Below are 17,158 nucleotides of genomic sequence, written 5' to 3'. Positions count from 1 at the left end.
GGCGTAAGATCTTCATTCTGTGGATGAAAGGGATCGTTTTCTGACTACAGTGAACATTAGCACTGTTTACAGTGAACATTCTACCTGGTACAGTGAATAAAGTACTGATTACAGTGAACACTTTACTGATTATAGTGAACACGATCACCCTTTCAGCCCTTGTGGGGCGTGGCCTGCGACGATCGGGGATCTCTTAGGATCTCTCTATGATCTATTAAGGATCGTTTATTAGGATCTGGTCACTGTATAAGTGGAAAACTCCTTCAGAACGTAATCTTCAGATGAATCAACCGCCAGCAAAAAGGCCTCATGAAAGCTTCCTGTAATTTGTCAGCCTGAACAAATCCTGACAACCTTGATTCTCAATTAATAAACAACTTCCTCACTATTATTCATTTTCCATCATTAACTACAGCGCGTATCGTCTCACTATCACTGACAGAATGAGGAAAACGGCACAATGACTGAACATGCCCTATCACGTAACCCCGCAACAGGTGAAATTCTGGCACGCTATTCACTACAGAACCCTGCAGAGCTGAAACAAACGCTGGCAACAAGCGCATCTGCTTTTGCAGTCTGGCAACACAGCAGCATGGCTGATCGAGTGCGCGTATTGCGTCAGCTCGGCGAGCAGTTGCGGCAGCGCGAATCTGATCTCTCCCGCATGATTACCCTGGAGATGGGTAAACCCATTGCACAGGCCCGCGCTGAGGTTCTGAAATGCGCGAATTTATGCGACTGGTATGCGGAATATGGCCCTGCGATGCTGGCCGATCAGCCGACTCAGATTGCCGATGCATGGCAGCGATTCCGTCCCATTGGTGTAATCCTGGCTGTGATGCCATGGAATTTCCCTCTGTGGCAGGTTCTGCGGGGCGCAGTGAGCATGTTGCTGGCGGGTAACACCTATCTGCTGAAACATGCGCCTAACGTCATGGGAAGCGCCACACTGATGGCTGAGCTGTTCAGCGCAACCGATCTGCCGACGGGTGGTTTTAACCTGATCAACGTTGACAACGAGGGTGTCTCAGTCGCTATCAAAGATGATCGTATTGCGGCCGTCGCTGTTACTGGCAGCGTTCGGGCTGGCGCTGCCATTGCCGCACAGGCAGGCGCAGCACTGAAAAAAACCGTGCTGGAGCTGGGTGGATCCGATCCCTTTATCGTACTGGCGGACGCCGATCTTGATGAAGCAGTTAAGTCCGCCGTGACTGGACGTTTCCAGAATACCGGGCAGGTCTGTATGGCTGCTAAACGCTTCATTATCGAAGCACCCATCGCGGAAGAATTTGAGAAGCGCTTCACGGTAGCTGTTCAGGCACTCACGATGGGCGATCCGCTGGATGAAAAGACCTTCCTGGGTCCAATGGCTCGCGCCGATCTGCGTGACGAACTGGATGGACAGGTTAAAGCCACGCTGAATGAAGGTGCGCGTCTGGTGCTGGGTGGCGAGAAAGTGGCAGGGCAGGGTAACTACTATGCGCCGACCATCCTTGCGGATGTCACCAGCAATATGACTGCATTCAGACAGGAACTGTTTGGTCCGGTCGCCGCCATTGCCGTGGCACGGGATCCACAGCATGCACTGGAAATCGCCAACGACAGCGAATTCGGCCTCAGCGCCACCGTCTGGAGCGGTAACGAAGAGATTGCCGATCGTCTGGCGTTGCAGCTGGAAGTTGGCGCGGTGTTTATCAATGGCAACGGCGCGTCCGATCCGCGCGTTACCATTGGTGGTGTGAAGAAAAGCGGCTACGGCCGTGAGCTGTCGCACTTTGGTGTGCACGAATTCTGTAACGTGCAGACCGTGTGGAAGAATCGCCGCTAGTTCTTACTGCGCCGCGGGAAGATAAGCGGGCGCGGCTTTAGCGGCCGCACTGAGCGGACGCAGCAACCGATGCGGTGCAAACGCACTCAGCATCGGTGACGCTGTGCCGCTCAGCATCTCCTCAGCGACCAGCCTGCCCAGCAACGGGGCAAGGGTCATGCCGCTATGGCTGACCATCAGATAAACGCGTGATGATGCGCTGATATAGCCTGATGCAGGCAAGCCATCTGCCGGACGCGATCGCTGTCCTGTTTCAATCCGCTCAATTCTCGCGCCTTCCGTGTTTTTAAACAGCCGATACAATCGACGCAGCATCTCTTTGCCGATCAATCCATCCGGCGAGACCGGCCGCGCCGGATCGGCATGATGATCAAGATCCAGCGCCTGCAGCATCAGGCGGCCGCCGCCATCTGGCCGCACATTCAGTTCCGGAGTAATAAGATTGTGTTTGAGCGAAACCGGCAGAGGCTGCGTCTGGGCCAGAAAGCTGCAGGCAACCGGATCGGCGCGGTTCGCATCGGTCATCGCCAGTTCAAGCCCGCACTGGCTTATCAGTTCCGGTGCCCAGCGGCCGGTTGCCAGCACCAGCTGATCGCCGCGCCATTCATCACCACTGGCCAGCGTAATATGCACACCCTGAGCCGATTCAGTCAGCGTCGTCACTTCATTGTTGCAGACTAACTGCCCGCCACTGGCACGCAGGTCTGCCAGCAGAGAGGCGATAAACAGGCTGGGATAAAGCAGACACTCCGACGGGAAAAACCACGCGTGCTGAACGCGGGGATCAAGCCGCAACTCGGGCAGTGCATCCAGCAGCGCGGCGCGGCTACGTTTCTCTACGGGATAATCGAGTGTCGTGAGCTTTGCTGCGCGCTGCGCCAGCTGGCGCAGGGAGGCTTCATCGGCTGCCCACTCCAGCGTGCCGGTTTCCAGCAGCCAGCTGGGCGATGCCGGGTGACTGGCCTGCCAGCGCTTGTGCTCGTCTATCGCATGGGCGTTAAGATCATGGTAGCGGGTGGGTTCTTTGCCGTTGGCATTGACCCAGGCATAGCTGATCTGGCTGGTTCCGCTGCCAGGGTAGTTTTTATCGAAGACGGTGACCTGTGCGCCCCGTCGCGACAATGACTGCGCGACGGCTAAACCCAGCACGCCTGCACCGATTACGGCAATACGTTGTGGCATATCTGGTCTCTCCTGAACAGGGATGAGTGGAAAAATGCTACCTGCCGGTTCGCTTCACTATTACGAAGTCAGAGAAAGACGTCAACCGCAGCTTCATGCACCAACCTCATCAAACCACGCGGGCACAGGATCGGCCAGGGTAAGCCACTGTTCAGGTCCTGCAGCCATCTCATGGGGTGTCAGCAGTGCGTGGTCCAGCGCAGCAATAATGCGCTTTTCATCCATTTCAATGCCGATAAATACCAGCTCCTGGCGCGCATCGCCGATGCCCTCCTGCCACTGTTCAGCGATAAAGTTGAGCGAATCCGCATCCTGTGGCCAGTCTATTCGCGGCACACTGACCCACCAGCGCCCGGCGTAACCCTGGCGAGCCACAGCACCCGCCTGCGACCATATCGCAGCATAGTCGGGCCGGCTGGCGAGCCAGAAATAGCCTTTAGAACGGATAACTCCATCAAGCTGGTGATTAACAACCTCCCAGAAACGCTGCGGATGGAATGGACGGCGGGCGCGATAGACAAAACTGCGAATGCCATACTCCTCCGATTCCGGGTGATGCTCACCGCGCAGAGTCTGCAGCCAGCCGGGTGCCTGTGCTGCCCGGTCAAAATCAAACCGACGGGTATTCAGCAGGCAGTCCAGAGGAACCTGCCCAAATTCGCTGTTTACTATAAGCGCGTGCGGATTAAGCGCTTGCAGCATGCCCTGTAGTTCATGCTGTTCCGCCTGGCTAAGCAGGTCCGTTTTATTCAGCACCAGCAAATCACAAAACTCAATCTGATCCACCAGCAGATCAACCACTGAACGCTCATCCTGCTCGCCCAGCGATTCGCCGCGAGACCGGAGATCATCGACTGAACGGTAATCACGCAGGAAGTTGAAACCATCCACCACGGTAATCATGCTATCCAGACGGGCATAAGCCGACAGGCTTTCACCTTCTTCATCTTCAAATGTGAAGGTTTCAGCAACCGGCAGAGGTTCAGAGATGCCGGTTGACTCAATCACCAGATGATCGAAGCGACCGGCCTGCGCCAGACGCTTCACCTCCAGTAGCAGGTCTTCACGCAGCGTGCAGCAGATGCAGCCGTTACTCATTTCGACCAGCTTTTCATCAGTGCGCGACAGCTGCGCGCCGCCATCGCGTACCAGCGCCGCGTCAATATTAATTTCAGACATATCATTGACGATCACCGCGATCCGACGTCCTTCGCGGTTGTTCAGGATATGATTGAGCAGGGTGGTTTTACCGGCACCGAGAAAGCCAGAGAGAACCGCAACCGGCAGACGGGGATCCTCGGATGTCAGAAGGGAGAGTGGCATACTGTTACCTGTCAGTAGTGAATGGTGTGTATGTTATAACATAACATTATTGATTCTGTTTTCAATTGGAATTTCTGTTGCCGGGTCTGTTAATGAAAAGAGTTAAGAAAGAAGGAGAAGAGATGCAACACCTCACGCTGGTGCCACGTCTTGTGCCGGATGTCAGAAGCGGCGCGAAAACCTCAACGATACGCTGGCAGGAAAGCGATATCGTCACTGGCCCGCTGAAACTGGTGAATGAGCAGGATGCCGCAGACGCGATCATTGTATGGGTGACGTGTATTGAAACGCTGCGCTTAAATGAGGTGGCCGCTCGGCTGGGGAAGGAGGCTGAATGGCCGGATGCGGTGCTGCTGGAGGGTATGCGCGAGCATTATCCGGAGATCACGCTGAGCAGTGAAGTGCAGCTGATTACTCACCTCACGCCCGCCGAAACGCAAAAGAAGTTCACTGAGCAGTAATCAGCTGTGTTCAATGACCAGCAGCGCCAGGGTATCGGCTTCCAGCGCCCGAAAGATATGCAGCTCATCACCCGGATAGGTAATGTAATCGCCCACGTCCAGCTCCACCGCACTGTCGACCGGGCCCACCAGCGCACGGCCTTTAGCCATAATAATATGCTCAATGGTATTGGGAATATGGGGTTGTGATATGCGCTCGCTGCCGGGCTGGACTTCCAGCAGATAGATATCACGCCGGACGCCGGGCGGGCAGGATGCCAGTAAAACAGCCTGATAATCGGCCAGATCGGCGGTAACCGACAGACCTCCTCCACGGCGGATCACCTGCAGACGACGCGCATCCGGCTCCAGCAACCGCGAAAACGGAATATTCAGCGTCACGCACAGCGACCACAGCGTCTCAATGCCCGGATTACCATTACCTGCTTCCAGCTGTGACAGCGTGGATTTGGCGATTCCTGCGCGGCGTGCCACTTCAGCCAGTGACAGACCCGCTCGCTGACGTTCACGCACTAAGGCATTGGCAATAATGCTGATAGGGGTATTCAAACGCACTCCTGAAACTCAAAATGTTTTTTATATCGAACATAACGTTCGCCTTGTAAAACGCTGTCGCGGTGTTCATTATATCGGATTATACGTTCATTATGGGACAGGGTGATGTTTTTTCCGCAAATGCAATTGCTGGACAAAGGGGTGATCAAAGCGATTTTCCTGGTTTGCCTGGCTGATGGAATTGTCGGTTTATCCTATGGCTCGCTGGCCTCCGCCGACGGGTTTCCGATCTGGGTGCCGCTGGCGCTGTCAACGCTTGTGCTGGCGGGTGCGTCGGAGTTCCTGTTTATCGGCATTGTGGCCGGTGGTGGCAGTCCCTTTACCGCTGCCGCTGCGGGCCTGCTGGTGAATGCGCGTCACCTGCCGTTTGGCATTGCGGTCAAAGATCTGGTAGGAAAAGGCCCGTCCGGCTGGTTTGGCTGTCACATCATGAACGATGAAAGCGTGGTGTTCGGTATCTCTCAGCCACAGCTGGCGCAGCGTCGCTGCGCCTACTGGTTGTGCGGCATCGGTATTGGCTTTATCTGGCCCGTGAGTGTGATGACCGGGGCGGCGATAGGGCAGTTTATTCCAGATGTCTCGGTGATTGGTCTGGATGCGGTTTTCCCGGCCATCCTCATCGCCCTGATCTTCCCGGCGCTGCGACAGCGGCGCGCCCGCATCCCGGCGACCGTCGGCGCGTTGCTCTCTTTGCTGGCGACGCCGTTGGTTCCTGCGGGCATGCCGGTACTCTTCTCGCTGCTGGGTCTGCTGACATGGAGATCGCGCAAATGACGCATCAGGGAATGATTATCGCCGGGATTGCCATGCTGGCAGCCGGAACCTATCTGATGCGCTTTGCCGGCGTCAGGCTGGGAAACCGTCTGCCGATCAGCGAGCGCACCCAGCAGATGCTCTCCGACGCCGCCACGATATTGCTGCTGGCGGTAGCAGCGACTACCACGCTATTTGAGGGACAGCATTTTGCCGGTGTGGCCAGGGTGACGGGCGTAGGCTTTGCCCTGTTGCTGGCCTGGCGTCGGGCGCCGCTGATTGTGGTTATTCTGGGGGCGGCGGCCATGACAGCGCTACTGCGTTTCTCTGGTGTGCCGTGAAGACGATGTGTCCCGATGCGCTCAGGATTGATATCTGACCGTCCATCACGGCATGATGAGGGTTCATCATCCGCCCGGAGTTTCCCCATGCATCGTCCGCTACAGATTGGTCTTTTGCTGTTCCCTGATGTCACCCAGCTCGATCTCACCGGTCCGTGGGAAGTATTTGCGCGCACGCCCGGCGTCGAATGTCATCTGGTCTGGAAAGATCGTCAGCCCGCTCGTTCCGATCGCGGCCTGTCGATATTGCCTACCACCACGTTTGATGTGTGCCCGCCGCTGGATGTGATCTGCGTGCCTGGCGGGCCAGGGCAGATCGCCCTGATGTCAGACGATATTACGCTGAATTTTCTTCGACAACAGGCTATTCAGGCGCAATGGATAACGTCGGTCTGTACCGGCTCGCTGGTGCTGGGAGCGGCCGGATTGCTGAAGGGATATCGTGCGACCTCGCACTGGAGTTCCATCGATCAACTGGCCTTGCTGGGCGCTGAGCCGGTCAGTCAGCGGGTGGTGCGGGACCGCAATCGTATCAGCGGCGCGGGTGTCACCTCGGGTATCGATTTTGCCCTGACGCTGGTGGCTGAAATCGCCGGGGAGGCGGTCGCTAAAGAGGTCCAGCTGCAGATGGAATATGATCCTGAACCGCCGTTCACCAGTGGTTCGCCGCAGACCGCACCGCCACAGGAAGTAGAGCAGGCGCGGGCGAAAATGGCGGATTTTCTCGCCACGCGCCGTGCGGCAACCGAACGTGCCGCACGGCGGCTACAGGCTGATTAGCTTACGGACGCCGGGCATGGGGAAGGGTTTTGAAACGGGATATCCGCACCTGAATACAATGTCTGGCTGCAGGGAAAAAATTTTGATTGCGGGACAAATCAGTCTATATTAAAGGAAATGATCATTCTCTAAAGGTGCTTGCGATGAACGATAACCGTTATAAAGAGCGGGGACGACCACGGGCGTTTAATACCGATGCGGCACTGGACAGCGCGATGCTGGTATTCCGGCAAAAGGGCTATCACGCCACCTCCATCGGCGATTTGGGCCAGGCTATGCAACTCACGACCGGCAGCATTTATAAAGCCTTCACCGACAAGCGCACACTATTTGCTACGGTCTTTGACCGCTATCTCTCAATGCGTAATAGCACTTTAGCCGCGCGGCTGGCGCAATGTGAAAATGGCCGTGAGCAACTGGCGGCGTTGCTGAATTTTTATGTGGATTCCGTACGCGATGTCGAAGGTGAGCGCGGCTGTCTGGTGGCTGTCAGCGCCGTGGAGCTGCAGACTATGGATGAGGAGCTTGCCGGGGCCGTCAGCGCGGCGCTAATACGCAACCAGCAGAATCTGCAGCAGATAATCAGCCTGGGTCAGCAGGATGGTTCGGTCAATTCTACACTGGACCGGGACGCCACCGCTTCACTGATGCTCTGCATCGTGCTGGGGATGAGGGTGGCCGGTAAAGTTGCGACTACCCGGCCCGATGCCAGCATCATTCCCCTGGCACTGAAAGTGCTCGACTAAATTTTTTACTTATTAAGGAGGTGATCGTTTCCCTATTATCCGGAGGTTTTATGCAGCCACATCCACTCTACCAACGCGACTTTACTCATATTGGTTCACAGCGAATGCACTACCTGAGCGCAGGTTCTGAACACCAGGAGACTGTGGTCCTGCTGGCGGGTTTCCCGCAAAGCAGTTACGCCTGGCGGGAGGTTATCCCCTTGCTTGCCAGCCATTTCCATGTCATTGCACCTGACCTGCCAGGGCAGGGTGATTCTGATTTTCCTGCGAGTGGCTACGACACCGACAGCGTGGCCAGGTGCATTCTGACATTACTGCAGTCGCTGGGTATTGAACGCTTTCATCTGGTCGGGCATGACATCGGGGCGTGGGTCGCCTGGTCACTGGCAGCGGGCAATACCGAAAAGGTCTGCCGTCTCGCGTTACTGGATGCTGGCATTCCCGGTATCACCCTGCCTGAACGGCTGCCGATGGTGGGGGATAGCGCCTGGAAAACCTGGCATTTTGGCTTTCACTGCGTAGATGATTTACCGGAAGCGCTGATTAACGGCAGAGAGGCGATCTACCTCGACTGGTTTTTTAACCGCAAAGCAGCCAATCCCCATTGCATTGATGCGGCAGCTCGTCGTGAATATCTGCGCGTTTTTCAGCAACCCGGCGCCTTGCGGGCGGGACTGGCTTTTTACCGCGCATTTGCGCAGTCAGCAGAGCAGAATCGCCAGCGTCTGCTAAAGAGTAAACTGGCGTTACCGCTGCTGGCCGTCAGCGCCGACCAGGGATCGATACCCGATATGGCCACGCCGTTACGTGCCGTGGCGCAGCAGGTCAGCAGTGAAACTGTTCTCAACTGCGGCCATTTTATTCCTGAAGAACAATCGGAGAAATTAGCTGAAATACTGGCAAACTTCTTTATTTCCTATTCGGATAAAAGCGAAATATCCGCTTAGTGACAGTAGGGAAAGTAATGTCGTGTGGCGGATTATTAATATTATTGCTGATCCGCTGTTATCTCATACAGGTTTCCAATAAATAACACTATCTTATTGATTTTTAAGTATGTAGAGCAGGCTGTCATGCGTTGCTTTCTGTCGCGTGCTGTGAATAAATAAACGGTCATCACCATCCAGTGTCAGGATGAGATTAAAATAACGGTCGGCAACAGAGTGCCGATCGCATATTGCCGGGGCTGCTATGAATCAGGAAAAAGCACGACTGGCCGGGGAAATAAAAGCCAGAGTTAATGAACTTGAATCGCAGTTAGTGGCGATTCGACGTGATATCCATGCGCATCCGGAATTAGGCTTTGATACGCTGCGCACCGCCAGTCTGGTAACTGACTATTTACAGGCACTGGGACTCAGTCCCCGTACCGGCGTTGGCCGCACTGGTGTTGTGGTGGATATTGACGGCGCAGAGCCGGGCAAAACACTGCTGTTACGCGCAGACATGGACGCGCTGCCGATCCATGAGCAGACCGGTTTACCCTTTGCCAGCCGCTATCCCGGAAAAATGCACGCCTGTGGTCACGATATTCACACGGCCACGATGCTGGGAGTGGCAACAATACTGCCGCACTATCGTCAGCAACTCAAAGGGCGCGTCCGGCTGATATTCCAGCCTGCGGAAGAAACGCCAGAAAGTGGCGCTGAGGCGATGATCGCCGACGGTGTGGCTGAGGGTATCGACTGGGCTGTAACCCTGCATAACAAGCCTGAACTGGCAGCGGGCGAAGTCGCTCTCACGCGCGGGGCCAGCACGGCCTCCAGCGACGAATTCGACGTGACGGTGCATGGCGTATCGACCCACGCGGCACGTCCGCACATGGGCACCGATCCGATCATCGCGACCGTGCATCTCATCAGCCAGCTACAGACCATCATCTCGCGGGAACGCGATCCCGCTCACTCCGCCGTATTGACCATCGGGCACATTCAGGGTGGTACCACCCACAATATCATTCCTGACAGCTGCCTGTTTCAGGGCACCATCCGGACAAAATCGCCGAAAGTGCGCGCCGCCATGGAAGCCTCGTTTAAACGCATGTGCGAAGGCGTAGCGCTGGCACAGAACGTCCGGGTTGAGGTTAATTTCCAGCGTGGTGTGCCACCTCTGATGAATGACGATCGCCTGATTGATGCCCTGGAAGAGATTCTGTCGCATCAGTTTGAAACGACCATCATCGCGCAGCCCAGCGCCAGCTTTGGTGCCGAAGATTTTTCACTGTTTACGGAACGGGCACCGGGTTGCCAGATTCATATAGGATCGGCCACGCCGGGCCGTGACGATCATCTGCATAACTCCGACTATCAGCCGGATGAACGCAGCATTACCGCCGGGACACAGGCGCTGACCCGCCTTGCAATTGATTTACTCTCTTAATAATAAATAAATGAGGTTTATATGATGATGCGCAACCACCTGTTCACGGCTTCTCTGACCGTGGCGCTGCTCGCCACTTCCGCATTCAGCCAGGCGAAAGATTTTGGCACCCTGAAGTTTGCCACCGAAGCGGCTTATCCTCCGTTTAACCAGACCACCCCGAGCGGCAAAATCGTCGGCTATGAACCGGATATGGTGGCGGAACTGGCAAAACGCGCAGGCTTTAAATATGAAATCATCGCGCAGAAATGGTCAGGCATGATCCCTGGGCTGATTGACGGTAAATATGATGCGGTAGTTGATGCGGTGACCGTAACGCCAAAACGCGCGGAAGCGATCGACTTCACTCATCAGTACACCGTTAGCATCTCCAGCTTTGTGACCGCGAAAAAAAGCCCGCTGGCCACGCTACCTGGCAGCGGGACGGTGGTGACAGCGGATGACGACGCCGGCATGAAAAAAGCGATCGACGAGCTGAAAACCACGTTCAAAGGCAAAACGATTGCGGTGCAGGTCGCCACCATCCAGGCAGACTTCCTGCAGAAATACCTGGGTGATGTCGCCACCATCCGCACCTATCAGGCTGGTCCGGAAACCTTCGCTGACCTGATGAATGGCCGGGTCGATGCTGTCATGGCTTCACGCACTAACCTCAATGCTTTTGTGAAAAAACATGCTGAGGCGATCAGCAGCAGCGGATATGGTTTCTCGGGTGGCGTGCTGGGTGCAGGATCGGCGATTGGTCTGCGTAAAGGCAACAGTGAGCTGCAGCAGGTGCTGAATCAGGCGCTGGATTCCATGATCAAAGACGGAACCCTGAGCAAACTGTCGATGAAATGGTTTGGCGAAGATGTCGCGCCAAAAGCGTAACCGCTGATGCTGATGAATATTGACTGGCAGATACTGGGTTTCGGGGATGAGGGCTGGGGTGGCGTGCTGCTTAACGCCGCCGCTGTCACCGTCAGCGTGTCGCTCTGTGCCTGGTTACTGGGGGCGATGCTGGGTAGCGTACTCTGCTGGATGCAAATCGCCGGTTCGCGCTGGCAGCAGAGACTGGCGGCAGGTTACATCACGCTGTTTCGCGGCGTGCCGGAACTGCTGGTGATCTATCTGTTCTACTTCGGTGGACGGCAGGTCGTTTCCACGATGGGCACCGCGCTGGGCTTGCAGGGACCGTTCGATGTGAACGGGTTTGTGGCGGGCGCGATCGCCATCGGGTTGATCTCCGGTGCCTATCAGAGCGGCGTGTTCCGAGGCGCGTTTTACGCCATTCCGGGCGGGACGCTGGAAGCTGCGACCGTGACCGGCATGGGTCGGCTGATGATGTTTCGTCGCATCATCTTGCCCCAGGCGTTACGGACCGCGTTGCCGGGCATGGGCAACCAGTGGCAATCAGTGATCAAAGAGTCGGCGCTGGTCTCAGTCACCGGGCTGGTGGAAACCATGAACCAGGTTTCTACTGCAGCGAACTCCACCCAGATGTCCTTTTTCTTCTACAGCGTGGGTGCGGTGATCTACCTGATTATCACCACCTGTTCCGATATGGTTTTCCGCTACGTGGAAAAGTTTGCGATGCGCGGTCAACAGCGCGTGAAGGGGTAAGGAGTCCACGTGGATATGATGTTTTTACAGCAGACGCTGGTGGCGTTGCTGAAAGGATTACCGCTGACTATCAACCTGGCGCTGCTCTCGCTGCTGGGCGGGGGCGTGCTGGCGCTGCTGCTTAATCTGCTGCGCATGACGCGCGTCGGCAGTTTTTTCTGTCGTTTCTACGTCTGGCTATTTCGCGGTACGCCGCTACTGATCCAGATTTTTATGGTTTATTACGGCCTCGGCAGTTTACCGGCGGTGCGCGAAAGCCTGTTCTGGCCGCTGCTGCGCGATCCTTACTGGTGTGGTTTGCTGGCGCTGATCCTCAACGATGCGGCGTACACCTCGGAGATCCTGCGTGGCGGGCTTCGCGCGGTCAGTCAGCAATCGCTGGAGGCCGCCAAAGTCTCGGGCATGTCGTCCTGTAAGATCTTTACCCGCATCACCTTACCGATTGCGATTCGACAGGCGCTACCGGCCTACAGCAATGAAATCATCTCGATGATTAAAGCGACGTCGCTGGTCAGCACCATCAGCCTGATGGAGATGACCGGTATTGCTGACTCAATAGTCTCTTCCACTTTCCGCGCGCTTGAAGTGTTCCTGAGCGCGGCGGTGATCTACCTGCTACTCACCATGCTGGTCAGCAAAGGGGTATCGATGCTGGAACGACGCTTATCACCTTACTATTTTGGAGCACGCTCATGACCGCACCAACCATCATGCTGAGTCATCTCAGAAAGAGTTATGCGGGACATGAAGTGCTGCACGACATCAGCCTGACCGCGCAGGATGGCGATGTGATTTCGCTGATTGGTGCGAGTGGGTCGGGTAAAAGTACGTTATTACGCTGCATTCCCTTTCTGGAAGTGCCGCAGGCGGGCGAAATCGCGGTCGGGGAGGTAAACGTTACGCTGGATAACGCCGATGAAAAACTAAGTCGCGAGCAGCGCCGCCGTATCAAACTGATGCGGATGCAGCTCGGCTTTGTGTTTCAGAGCTTCAACCTGTGGCCGCATAAAACCGTGATGCAAAATATCATCGAAGCGCCGGTTCATGTGCAGAAGCGCAGTCATAAAGAGGCAGTTGAAGAAGCCGAAGCGCTGCTGCATAAAGTGGGACTCTATGCAAAACGCGACGCCTGGCCGTCGCAACTCTCTGGCGGACAGCAGCAGCGCGTGGCAATTGCCCGGGCGCTGGCGCAGCAGCCGAAAGCGATCCTGTTTGATGAGCCGACCTCTGCGCTGGATCCGGAGCTGGTGGGGGAAGTATTACGAGTGATACGTAGCCTGGCAGAAGAGGGACGTACCATGATTATCGTGACGCACGAAATGGGCTTTGCGCGTGACGTGTCGAACAAAGCGGTGTTTCTGCATCAGGGCATGATTGAGGAGTCCGGTTCGCCGGAGCAGGTGTTCCTTGACCCCATCTCGCCACGCTGCCGAACCTTCGTGAACAGCCACTTTGAGCGTAATGCAGGCTAGAGCAGCAGGGGAACGTATTACCGCTAAGCCGCTAATCTGCGTGTCTTAAAATCAGAAAACCCCGGAAGCATTTCCGGGGTTTTTTTCAGCCAGGCTGGGTGATTCAGATGAGCCTGTAAACGCAATATCCTGAAATTAAGGATTGAAAACAGGGCGGCCCGCTTCAACCAGTGCCTGCCACTGCTGATAGCTGGGACGGCGCTGGATGTTTGAATACCACGCTTTCAGAGCAGTACATTCGTCTGGTACAGCAAGGTTCACCAGAGCCGCGAAGATCATGCCGCCGGTTACGGCGATATCGGCCATCGTAAACGTATTGCCCGCGACATAAGGCTGTGAGCGTAAAACGCCATCGAAATAGTGCATGCCACGGATGGCCTTTTCACGCATCTTCTCACCCCATTCCGCATTCTGATAGAGCTCAACCTCTGGCCCTAATCCTGCGGTGGCATGGTGGAAATAGACGCTGACCGCATCAAGAAATTCGATTTCAGCCCGTTTGGTCATCATATGGATAACGCCTTTTTCTACCGGCGTGACGCCCGTCAGAACAGGGTTTTCATCCAGCACGTCCAGATATTGCGTAATCGCGGTGCACTCTGCGATCAGCGTTCCATCTTTCAGCGCTAATACTGGCAGGGTTCCTGAATAATTGATCGCTAAAAATTCAGGCTTTTTGTGCTCGCCTTTCCACAGATTGATCGGAATAAATTCCACCTGAGAAAGTAATCCTTTTTCCGCCAGGGCAATTCTTACCCGTGCAGGATAAGGGCCATCATACCAGTCATAGATTTTCATCGAGGGGAGTGAAGAAGCTGCAGATGCATTGTTGATATCAGTCATGATTAAATTACCTACCTGTCAATTGGTAGGTAAATAGTGGCGCCAGACTTTTATCCTGTCAAGCTCTGTCTACCAGTTGGCAGGTAAAATTTTTTCTTTATAATGGGTTTAAACCTCAATAAGGAAAACCGACTGATGAGCCTGAACGCACGTGAAGCTATCCTGGCAGCAGCAAAGAGTGCTGCTCAGAATCATGGGTATAACGGGATTAACTTTCGCAGCATCGCTGATGAGGTGGGGATTAAGAATGCCAGTATCTATTATCATTTCGCCAGCAAAGCCAACCTGGGGGCCGCCGTCGCTAACCGATACTGGCAGGACACGGCGCAGAATTTAAAAACCATCCGCGAACAAAGTGCGTCCCCGGATGAAGCGCTGCAGCGTTATCCGCAGATTTTCCGTATGTCGCTGGAAGATGCCAACCGGCTCTGTCTCTCCAGCTTTATGGCAGCGGAATATGACGATCTGCCGGAGGAAGTGAAGCGCGAGGTGCAGTGTTTCGTTGAGGCAAACGTTGAGTGGCTGACGCAGGTCCTTAATGAAAAGGAACCTGATAATACCGGGAAAAATGCTCAGCGCGGGCTTGCGATCTACACCGCAGTGGCCGGTGCGCAATTAATTGCCCGCACGCGTCAGGATATTAACCTTTTCGATAGCCTGATTATGACCTATCAGGAGACCGGCCTGATTCCGCTGTCGCGATGAACATTATCCTTCAGGCACATAAATCGACATCTTCAGCGCGGGCGCATCATTCGACATGAAGCTGGAATAACTGAAATTTCGCTTCACGCCATCCTTGCCTGTCAGGCATTTTGTCCCGGAGACGGGGGCAGCTATCACATGCTCGTTCCACCATTCGCTGAATTCCTGACACTCGCGCTCAAGCCGGCTAATGAGTGATGGAAATGCGGGGTTATGCGCATTTCGATCGTAGTCAGCATGAAACAGGCCCAGCATTCTTTGGGCTTCTTTATGCCAGGTGTCTCCGAACAGGGCACGGGCCTCAGCTGTGGTCAGCATGAAAATCAGGATGTTCCTGTCTTTGACCGATAACTGGCCGAAGTCGGTGATCAGCTCTGCAGCTGCGCTGTTCCATATCAGCACATCCCAGTGTGCGTTGGTGACGTAGGCGGGCTCGGCTAAGCTCCGAATCAGTTTGATTACGCCCTCCGGAATAACACCGTCATTCTCAGTCTCTGTTTTCCGGCGAGTAAGCGACTGCAGATGCAGCACCTCGACCTTATCAAGCTCCAGCGCCCGGCCCAGCGCGCTGACGATCCGGTCTGAGAGCGTGTCTACCCGGCCCTGTTCGATTTTTGTATACCATTCTGTACTGATGCCAATTCTTGCTGCGACCTCTTCGCGCCGTAATCCCGGCGTGCGACGCCTTTCACGGGTTCTTAAATCCCTGCTGTCAGGCTTGAGCCTGGCGCGGCGCGAACGCAGGAAATGACTTAATTCACTTTTTGGCTGCATGAGTTAACCTGGTCGTGATTTATACCCCTATAAAACTAGTCTATTTTCGCCACCGTTAAGCCCTTTTATAGTCGTCTTCTCTACAGCAGATGAGAGGTAACACTATGAAAGCAGCTGTACTCGAATCATTCGGTAATCCACTGCGTATTCAGGATGTCCCGCCGCCGATCCTCGGAACAGGGGAGGTGATCGTGGATGTTGTAGCCGCTCCCGTTCTTTCCTACGCCAGCGAAGTATTCAGTGGCGCCAGAAGATATCTTTTACCGCCACCGGTTATTCCTGGGTGTGGGGCCATTGGCCGGGTGCGCGAAACAGGGCCCGATGCTGCATGGCTTAAACCGGGTGACTGGGTTTTTTGCGATCCCACCGTCCGATCAAGAGATAACGCGCAGTCGCCTGAAATCGTGTTGCAGGGCTGGAGTGCACGGGGTGAAGGCGGACAAAAAATCCAGCAATACCATCTGAATGGCAGCTTCGCTGAACAGATTCGTGTGCCCACTGAAAATGCTGTGGCAATGGGTAATATCGATCCTGCTCAAGCCGCTGCATGGTGCGCCATCAATACGCTACTGGTGGCCTATGGTGGTTTGCTGGCAATGGAACTTAAAGCCGGTGAGAACTTACTGGTTAGTGGGGCCACCGGTAATTTTGGCAGTTCAGCCGTGCTGGCTGCCCTCGCCATGGGAGTCAATAAAGTCATCGCGCCCGGACGCAACCCGCGGGTTTTGCAGGAGCTCAGGAAACGGTTTGGCTCGCGGATTGAAACCGTCACGCTCAGCGGTGTCGCTGATGAAGATATTCCTGCAATGAAAAGTGCTGCGGAGGGTCCCATTGACGCCATGCTGGACTTGCTCCCGCCTTCAGCTCCGGCATCCGCGGCGCGCAATGCCATTATGTCGGTGAGGCCCTATGGTCGCGCGGTGCTGATGGGGGGCGTCGGCATGCTGGGTGGGGATGATCTGGCGCTGCCTTATCCGTGGATCATGCGCAATCTCATCACGATTAAAGGACAGTGGATGTATGAACCTCAGGCTGTGTACACGCTCGTGGGGCTGATCCGGGCAGGATTACTGGATCTCAGCCATTACGCGGTAACGGAATTTGCACTGAGTGATATTAATCGCGCCATCACGCATGCCGCTGAAAATAGCGGTCCCTTTAAGCTGACGGTGATCCGCCCGTAACGGTTTCAGAGAAAGCCTGTTGCTTACTTTTAGCTGCGCTATTCATTTACGCTCAATAACGACGCCTCATGGACTAACCCATTAAATGTCGAGTGATTTATAATTTCTGCGCAACTGAATGCGACAGGCAATCCCGGTAAATAACAGAGTTGTAATCGTGACTACCCATGGCAGCTAAATAACAGGAACAGGACATTCAGTCAGGTTCAGGCTTAATTACACTGAAT

The 17,158-nt window shown here is 55.1% G+C and carries 19 protein-coding genes; 14 read left to right on the top strand and 5 right to left on the bottom strand.

Going from position 1 to position 17,158, the window contains the following annotated elements; all coding sequences use genetic code 11:
• Positions 1 to 460 precede the first annotated feature (460 nt).
• Positions 461 to 1,831, top strand: coding sequence for an aldehyde dehydrogenase family protein (locus ACR8BF_RS20695; RefSeq protein ID WP_179898143.1), 1,371 nt, complete (start codon positions 461 to 463; stop codon positions 1,829 to 1,831).
• Between the two features lie 3 nt (positions 1,832 to 1,834).
• Here ACR8BF_RS20695 and ACR8BF_RS20690 read toward each other — a convergent pair whose 3' ends face one another.
• Both ACR8BF_RS20690 and zigA read right to left on the bottom strand, forming a co-directional pair.
• Positions 1,835 to 3,013 carry an NAD(P)/FAD-dependent oxidoreductase gene (locus ACR8BF_RS20690; protein ID WP_434746072.1) on the bottom strand — a complete coding sequence of 393 codons (1,179 nt, stop codon included), beginning with the start codon at positions 3,011 to 3,013 and terminating at the stop codon, positions 1,835 to 1,837.
• 93 nt (positions 3,014 to 3,106) lie between these two features.
• Positions 3,107 to 4,336 carry a zinc metallochaperone GTPase ZigA gene (gene zigA / locus ACR8BF_RS20685; RefSeq protein ID WP_434746071.1) on the bottom strand — a complete coding sequence of 410 codons (1,230 nt, stop codon included), beginning with the start codon at positions 4,334 to 4,336 and terminating at the stop codon, positions 3,107 to 3,109.
• 122 nt (positions 4,337 to 4,458) lie between these two features.
• On the opposite strand from zigA, the gene ACR8BF_RS20680 reads away from it, so the two are divergent.
• A complete protein-coding gene (locus ACR8BF_RS20680) occupies positions 4,459 to 4,797 on the top strand; it encodes an ASCH domain-containing protein (protein WP_434746070.1) in 339 nt (112 codons plus the stop codon).
• Here the strand turns inward: ACR8BF_RS20680 and ACR8BF_RS20675 are convergent, their stop codons facing one another.
• Positions 4,798 to 5,346 (bottom strand): helix-turn-helix domain-containing protein, encoded by a 549-nt coding sequence (locus ACR8BF_RS20675; protein WP_434746069.1) that lies wholly within the window; start codon positions 5,344 to 5,346, stop codon positions 4,798 to 4,800. It abuts the gene before it with no gap.
• 111 nt (positions 5,347 to 5,457) lie between these two features.
• On the opposite strand from ACR8BF_RS20675, the gene ACR8BF_RS20670 reads away from it, so the two are divergent.
• From ACR8BF_RS20670 to ACR8BF_RS20625, 10 genes are all read left to right on the top strand, one after another.
• Positions 5,458 to 6,126: an AzlC family ABC transporter permease gene (locus ACR8BF_RS20670; RefSeq protein ID WP_179898135.1), complete on the top strand. Its 669-nt coding sequence runs from the start codon at positions 5,458 to 5,460 to the stop codon at positions 6,124 to 6,126.
• The gene (locus tag ACR8BF_RS20665; RefSeq protein ID WP_434746216.1) at positions 6,123 to 6,446 is read left to right on the top strand and encodes an AzlD domain-containing protein; all 324 of its coding nucleotides are present in this window, start codon (positions 6,123 to 6,125) and stop codon (positions 6,444 to 6,446) included. The genes ACR8BF_RS20670 and ACR8BF_RS20665 overlap by 4 nt, the downstream gene beginning before the upstream one ends.
• 87 nt (positions 6,447 to 6,533) lie before the next feature.
• Entirely contained in the window at positions 6,534 to 7,226 is a 693-nt protein-coding gene (locus ACR8BF_RS20660) for a DJ-1/PfpI family protein (protein WP_434746068.1), read from the top strand.
• Between the two features lie 143 nt (positions 7,227 to 7,369).
• Positions 7,370 to 7,972: a TetR/AcrR family transcriptional regulator gene (locus ACR8BF_RS20655; protein WP_434746067.1), complete on the top strand. Its 603-nt coding sequence runs from the start codon at positions 7,370 to 7,372 to the stop codon at positions 7,970 to 7,972.
• Between the two features lie 50 nt (positions 7,973 to 8,022).
• Positions 8,023 to 8,919, top strand: coding sequence for an alpha/beta fold hydrolase (locus tag ACR8BF_RS20650; RefSeq protein ID WP_434746066.1), 897 nt, complete (start codon positions 8,023 to 8,025; stop codon positions 8,917 to 8,919).
• Positions 8,920 to 9,163: 244 nt separating this feature from the next.
• The gene (locus tag ACR8BF_RS20645) at positions 9,164 to 10,351 is read left to right on the top strand and encodes a M20 metallopeptidase family protein (RefSeq protein WP_434746065.1); all 1,188 of its coding nucleotides are present in this window, start codon (positions 9,164 to 9,166) and stop codon (positions 10,349 to 10,351) included.
• A gap of 21 nt (positions 10,352 to 10,372) precedes the next feature.
• Positions 10,373 to 11,221, top strand: a complete 849-nt coding sequence (locus ACR8BF_RS20640) for a transporter substrate-binding domain-containing protein (RefSeq protein ID WP_179898125.1) — start codon at positions 10,373 to 10,375, stop codon at positions 11,219 to 11,221.
• Positions 11,222 to 11,227: 6 nt separating this feature from the next.
• A complete protein-coding gene (locus tag ACR8BF_RS20635) occupies positions 11,228 to 11,953 on the top strand; it encodes an ABC transporter permease (protein WP_434746064.1) in 726 nt (241 codons plus the stop codon).
• Positions 11,954 to 11,962: 9 nt separating this feature from the next.
• Positions 11,963 to 12,649, top strand: a complete 687-nt coding sequence (locus ACR8BF_RS20630) for an ABC transporter permease (RefSeq protein ID WP_313698451.1) — start codon at positions 11,963 to 11,965, stop codon at positions 12,647 to 12,649.
• The gene (locus ACR8BF_RS20625; protein ID WP_140915529.1) at positions 12,646 to 13,425 is read left to right on the top strand and encodes an ABC transporter ATP-binding protein; all 780 of its coding nucleotides are present in this window, start codon (positions 12,646 to 12,648) and stop codon (positions 13,423 to 13,425) included. Before ACR8BF_RS20630 ends, ACR8BF_RS20625 begins: the two co-directional genes overlap by 4 nt.
• Before the next feature lie 135 nt (positions 13,426 to 13,560).
• On the opposite strand, the gene ACR8BF_RS20620 is transcribed toward ACR8BF_RS20625, so the two are convergent.
• Positions 13,561 to 14,223, bottom strand: coding sequence for a glutathione S-transferase (locus ACR8BF_RS20620; protein ID WP_192378045.1), 663 nt, complete (start codon positions 14,221 to 14,223; stop codon positions 13,561 to 13,563).
• Positions 14,224 to 14,403: 180 nt separating this feature from the next.
• On the opposite strand from ACR8BF_RS20620, the gene ACR8BF_RS20615 reads away from it, so the two are divergent.
• A complete protein-coding gene (locus ACR8BF_RS20615) occupies positions 14,404 to 14,973 on the top strand; it encodes a TetR/AcrR family transcriptional regulator (protein ID WP_192377978.1) in 570 nt (189 codons plus the stop codon).
• Between the two features lie 3 nt (positions 14,974 to 14,976).
• On the opposite strand, the gene ACR8BF_RS20610 is transcribed toward ACR8BF_RS20615, so the two are convergent.
• Positions 14,977 to 15,747: a helix-turn-helix transcriptional regulator gene (locus tag ACR8BF_RS20610; RefSeq protein ID WP_179898115.1), complete on the bottom strand. Its 771-nt coding sequence runs from the start codon at positions 15,745 to 15,747 to the stop codon at positions 14,977 to 14,979.
• A 104-nt stretch (positions 15,748 to 15,851) separates the two neighbouring features.
• Between ACR8BF_RS20610 and ACR8BF_RS20605 the strand changes: the two genes are divergently transcribed.
• Complete coding sequence (locus ACR8BF_RS20605) at positions 15,852 to 16,931, top strand: alcohol dehydrogenase catalytic domain-containing protein (RefSeq protein ID WP_179898113.1); 1,080 nt, start codon at positions 15,852 to 15,854, stop codon at positions 16,929 to 16,931.
• Positions 16,932 to 17,158 lie beyond the last annotated feature (227 nt).

It is taken from the genome of Candidatus Pantoea rara, assembly GCF_051136265.1.
Lineage (GTDB): Bacteria > Pseudomonadota > Gammaproteobacteria > Enterobacterales > Enterobacteriaceae > Pantoea > Pantoea rara.
The sequence above is the reverse complement of the archived record's forward strand: the minus strand, read 5'-3'. Positions and strand labels throughout refer to the sequence as shown.

Bases quoted from the DNA above. Each gene is read 5' to 3' on its own strand.
- ACR8BF_RS20695 (WP_179898143.1), top strand. From the start codon at position 461: ATGACTGAACATGCCCTATCACGTAACCCCGCAACAGGTGAAATTCTG.
- ACR8BF_RS20690 (WP_434746072.1), bottom strand. From the start codon at position 3,013: ATGCCACAACGTATTGCCGTAATCGGTGCAGGCGTGCTGGGTTTAGCC.
- zigA (WP_434746071.1), bottom strand. From the start codon at position 4,336: ATGCCACTCTCCCTTCTGACATCCGAGGATCCCCGTCTGCCGGTTGCG.
- ACR8BF_RS20680 (WP_434746070.1), top strand. From the start codon at position 4,459: ATGCAACACCTCACGCTGGTGCCACGTCTTGTGCCGGATGTCAGAAGC.
- ACR8BF_RS20670 (WP_179898135.1), top strand. From the start codon at position 5,458: ATGTTTTTTCCGCAAATGCAATTGCTGGACAAAGGGGTGATCAAAGCG.
- ACR8BF_RS20665 (WP_434746216.1), top strand. From the start codon at position 6,123: ATGACGCATCAGGGAATGATTATCGCCGGGATTGCCATGCTGGCAGCC.
- ACR8BF_RS20660 (WP_434746068.1), top strand. From the start codon at position 6,534: ATGCATCGTCCGCTACAGATTGGTCTTTTGCTGTTCCCTGATGTCACC.
- ACR8BF_RS20655 (WP_434746067.1), top strand. From the start codon at position 7,370: ATGAACGATAACCGTTATAAAGAGCGGGGACGACCACGGGCGTTTAAT.
- ACR8BF_RS20650 (WP_434746066.1), top strand. From the start codon at position 8,023: ATGCAGCCACATCCACTCTACCAACGCGACTTTACTCATATTGGTTCA.
- ACR8BF_RS20645 (WP_434746065.1), top strand. From the start codon at position 9,164: ATGAATCAGGAAAAAGCACGACTGGCCGGGGAAATAAAAGCCAGAGTT.
- ACR8BF_RS20640 (WP_179898125.1), top strand. From the start codon at position 10,373: ATGATGATGCGCAACCACCTGTTCACGGCTTCTCTGACCGTGGCGCTG.
- ACR8BF_RS20635 (WP_434746064.1), top strand. From the start codon at position 11,228: ATGCTGATGAATATTGACTGGCAGATACTGGGTTTCGGGGATGAGGGC.
- ACR8BF_RS20625 (WP_140915529.1), top strand. From the start codon at position 12,646: ATGACCGCACCAACCATCATGCTGAGTCATCTCAGAAAGAGTTATGCG.
- ACR8BF_RS20620 (WP_192378045.1), bottom strand. From the start codon at position 14,223: ATGAAAATCTATGACTGGTATGATGGCCCTTATCCTGCACGGGTAAGA.
- ACR8BF_RS20615 (WP_192377978.1), top strand. From the start codon at position 14,404: ATGAGCCTGAACGCACGTGAAGCTATCCTGGCAGCAGCAAAGAGTGCT.
- ACR8BF_RS20610 (WP_179898115.1), bottom strand. From the start codon at position 15,747: ATGCAGCCAAAAAGTGAATTAAGTCATTTCCTGCGTTCGCGCCGCGCC.
- ACR8BF_RS20605 (WP_179898113.1), top strand. From the start codon at position 15,852: ATGAAAGCAGCTGTACTCGAATCATTCGGTAATCCACTGCGTATTCAG.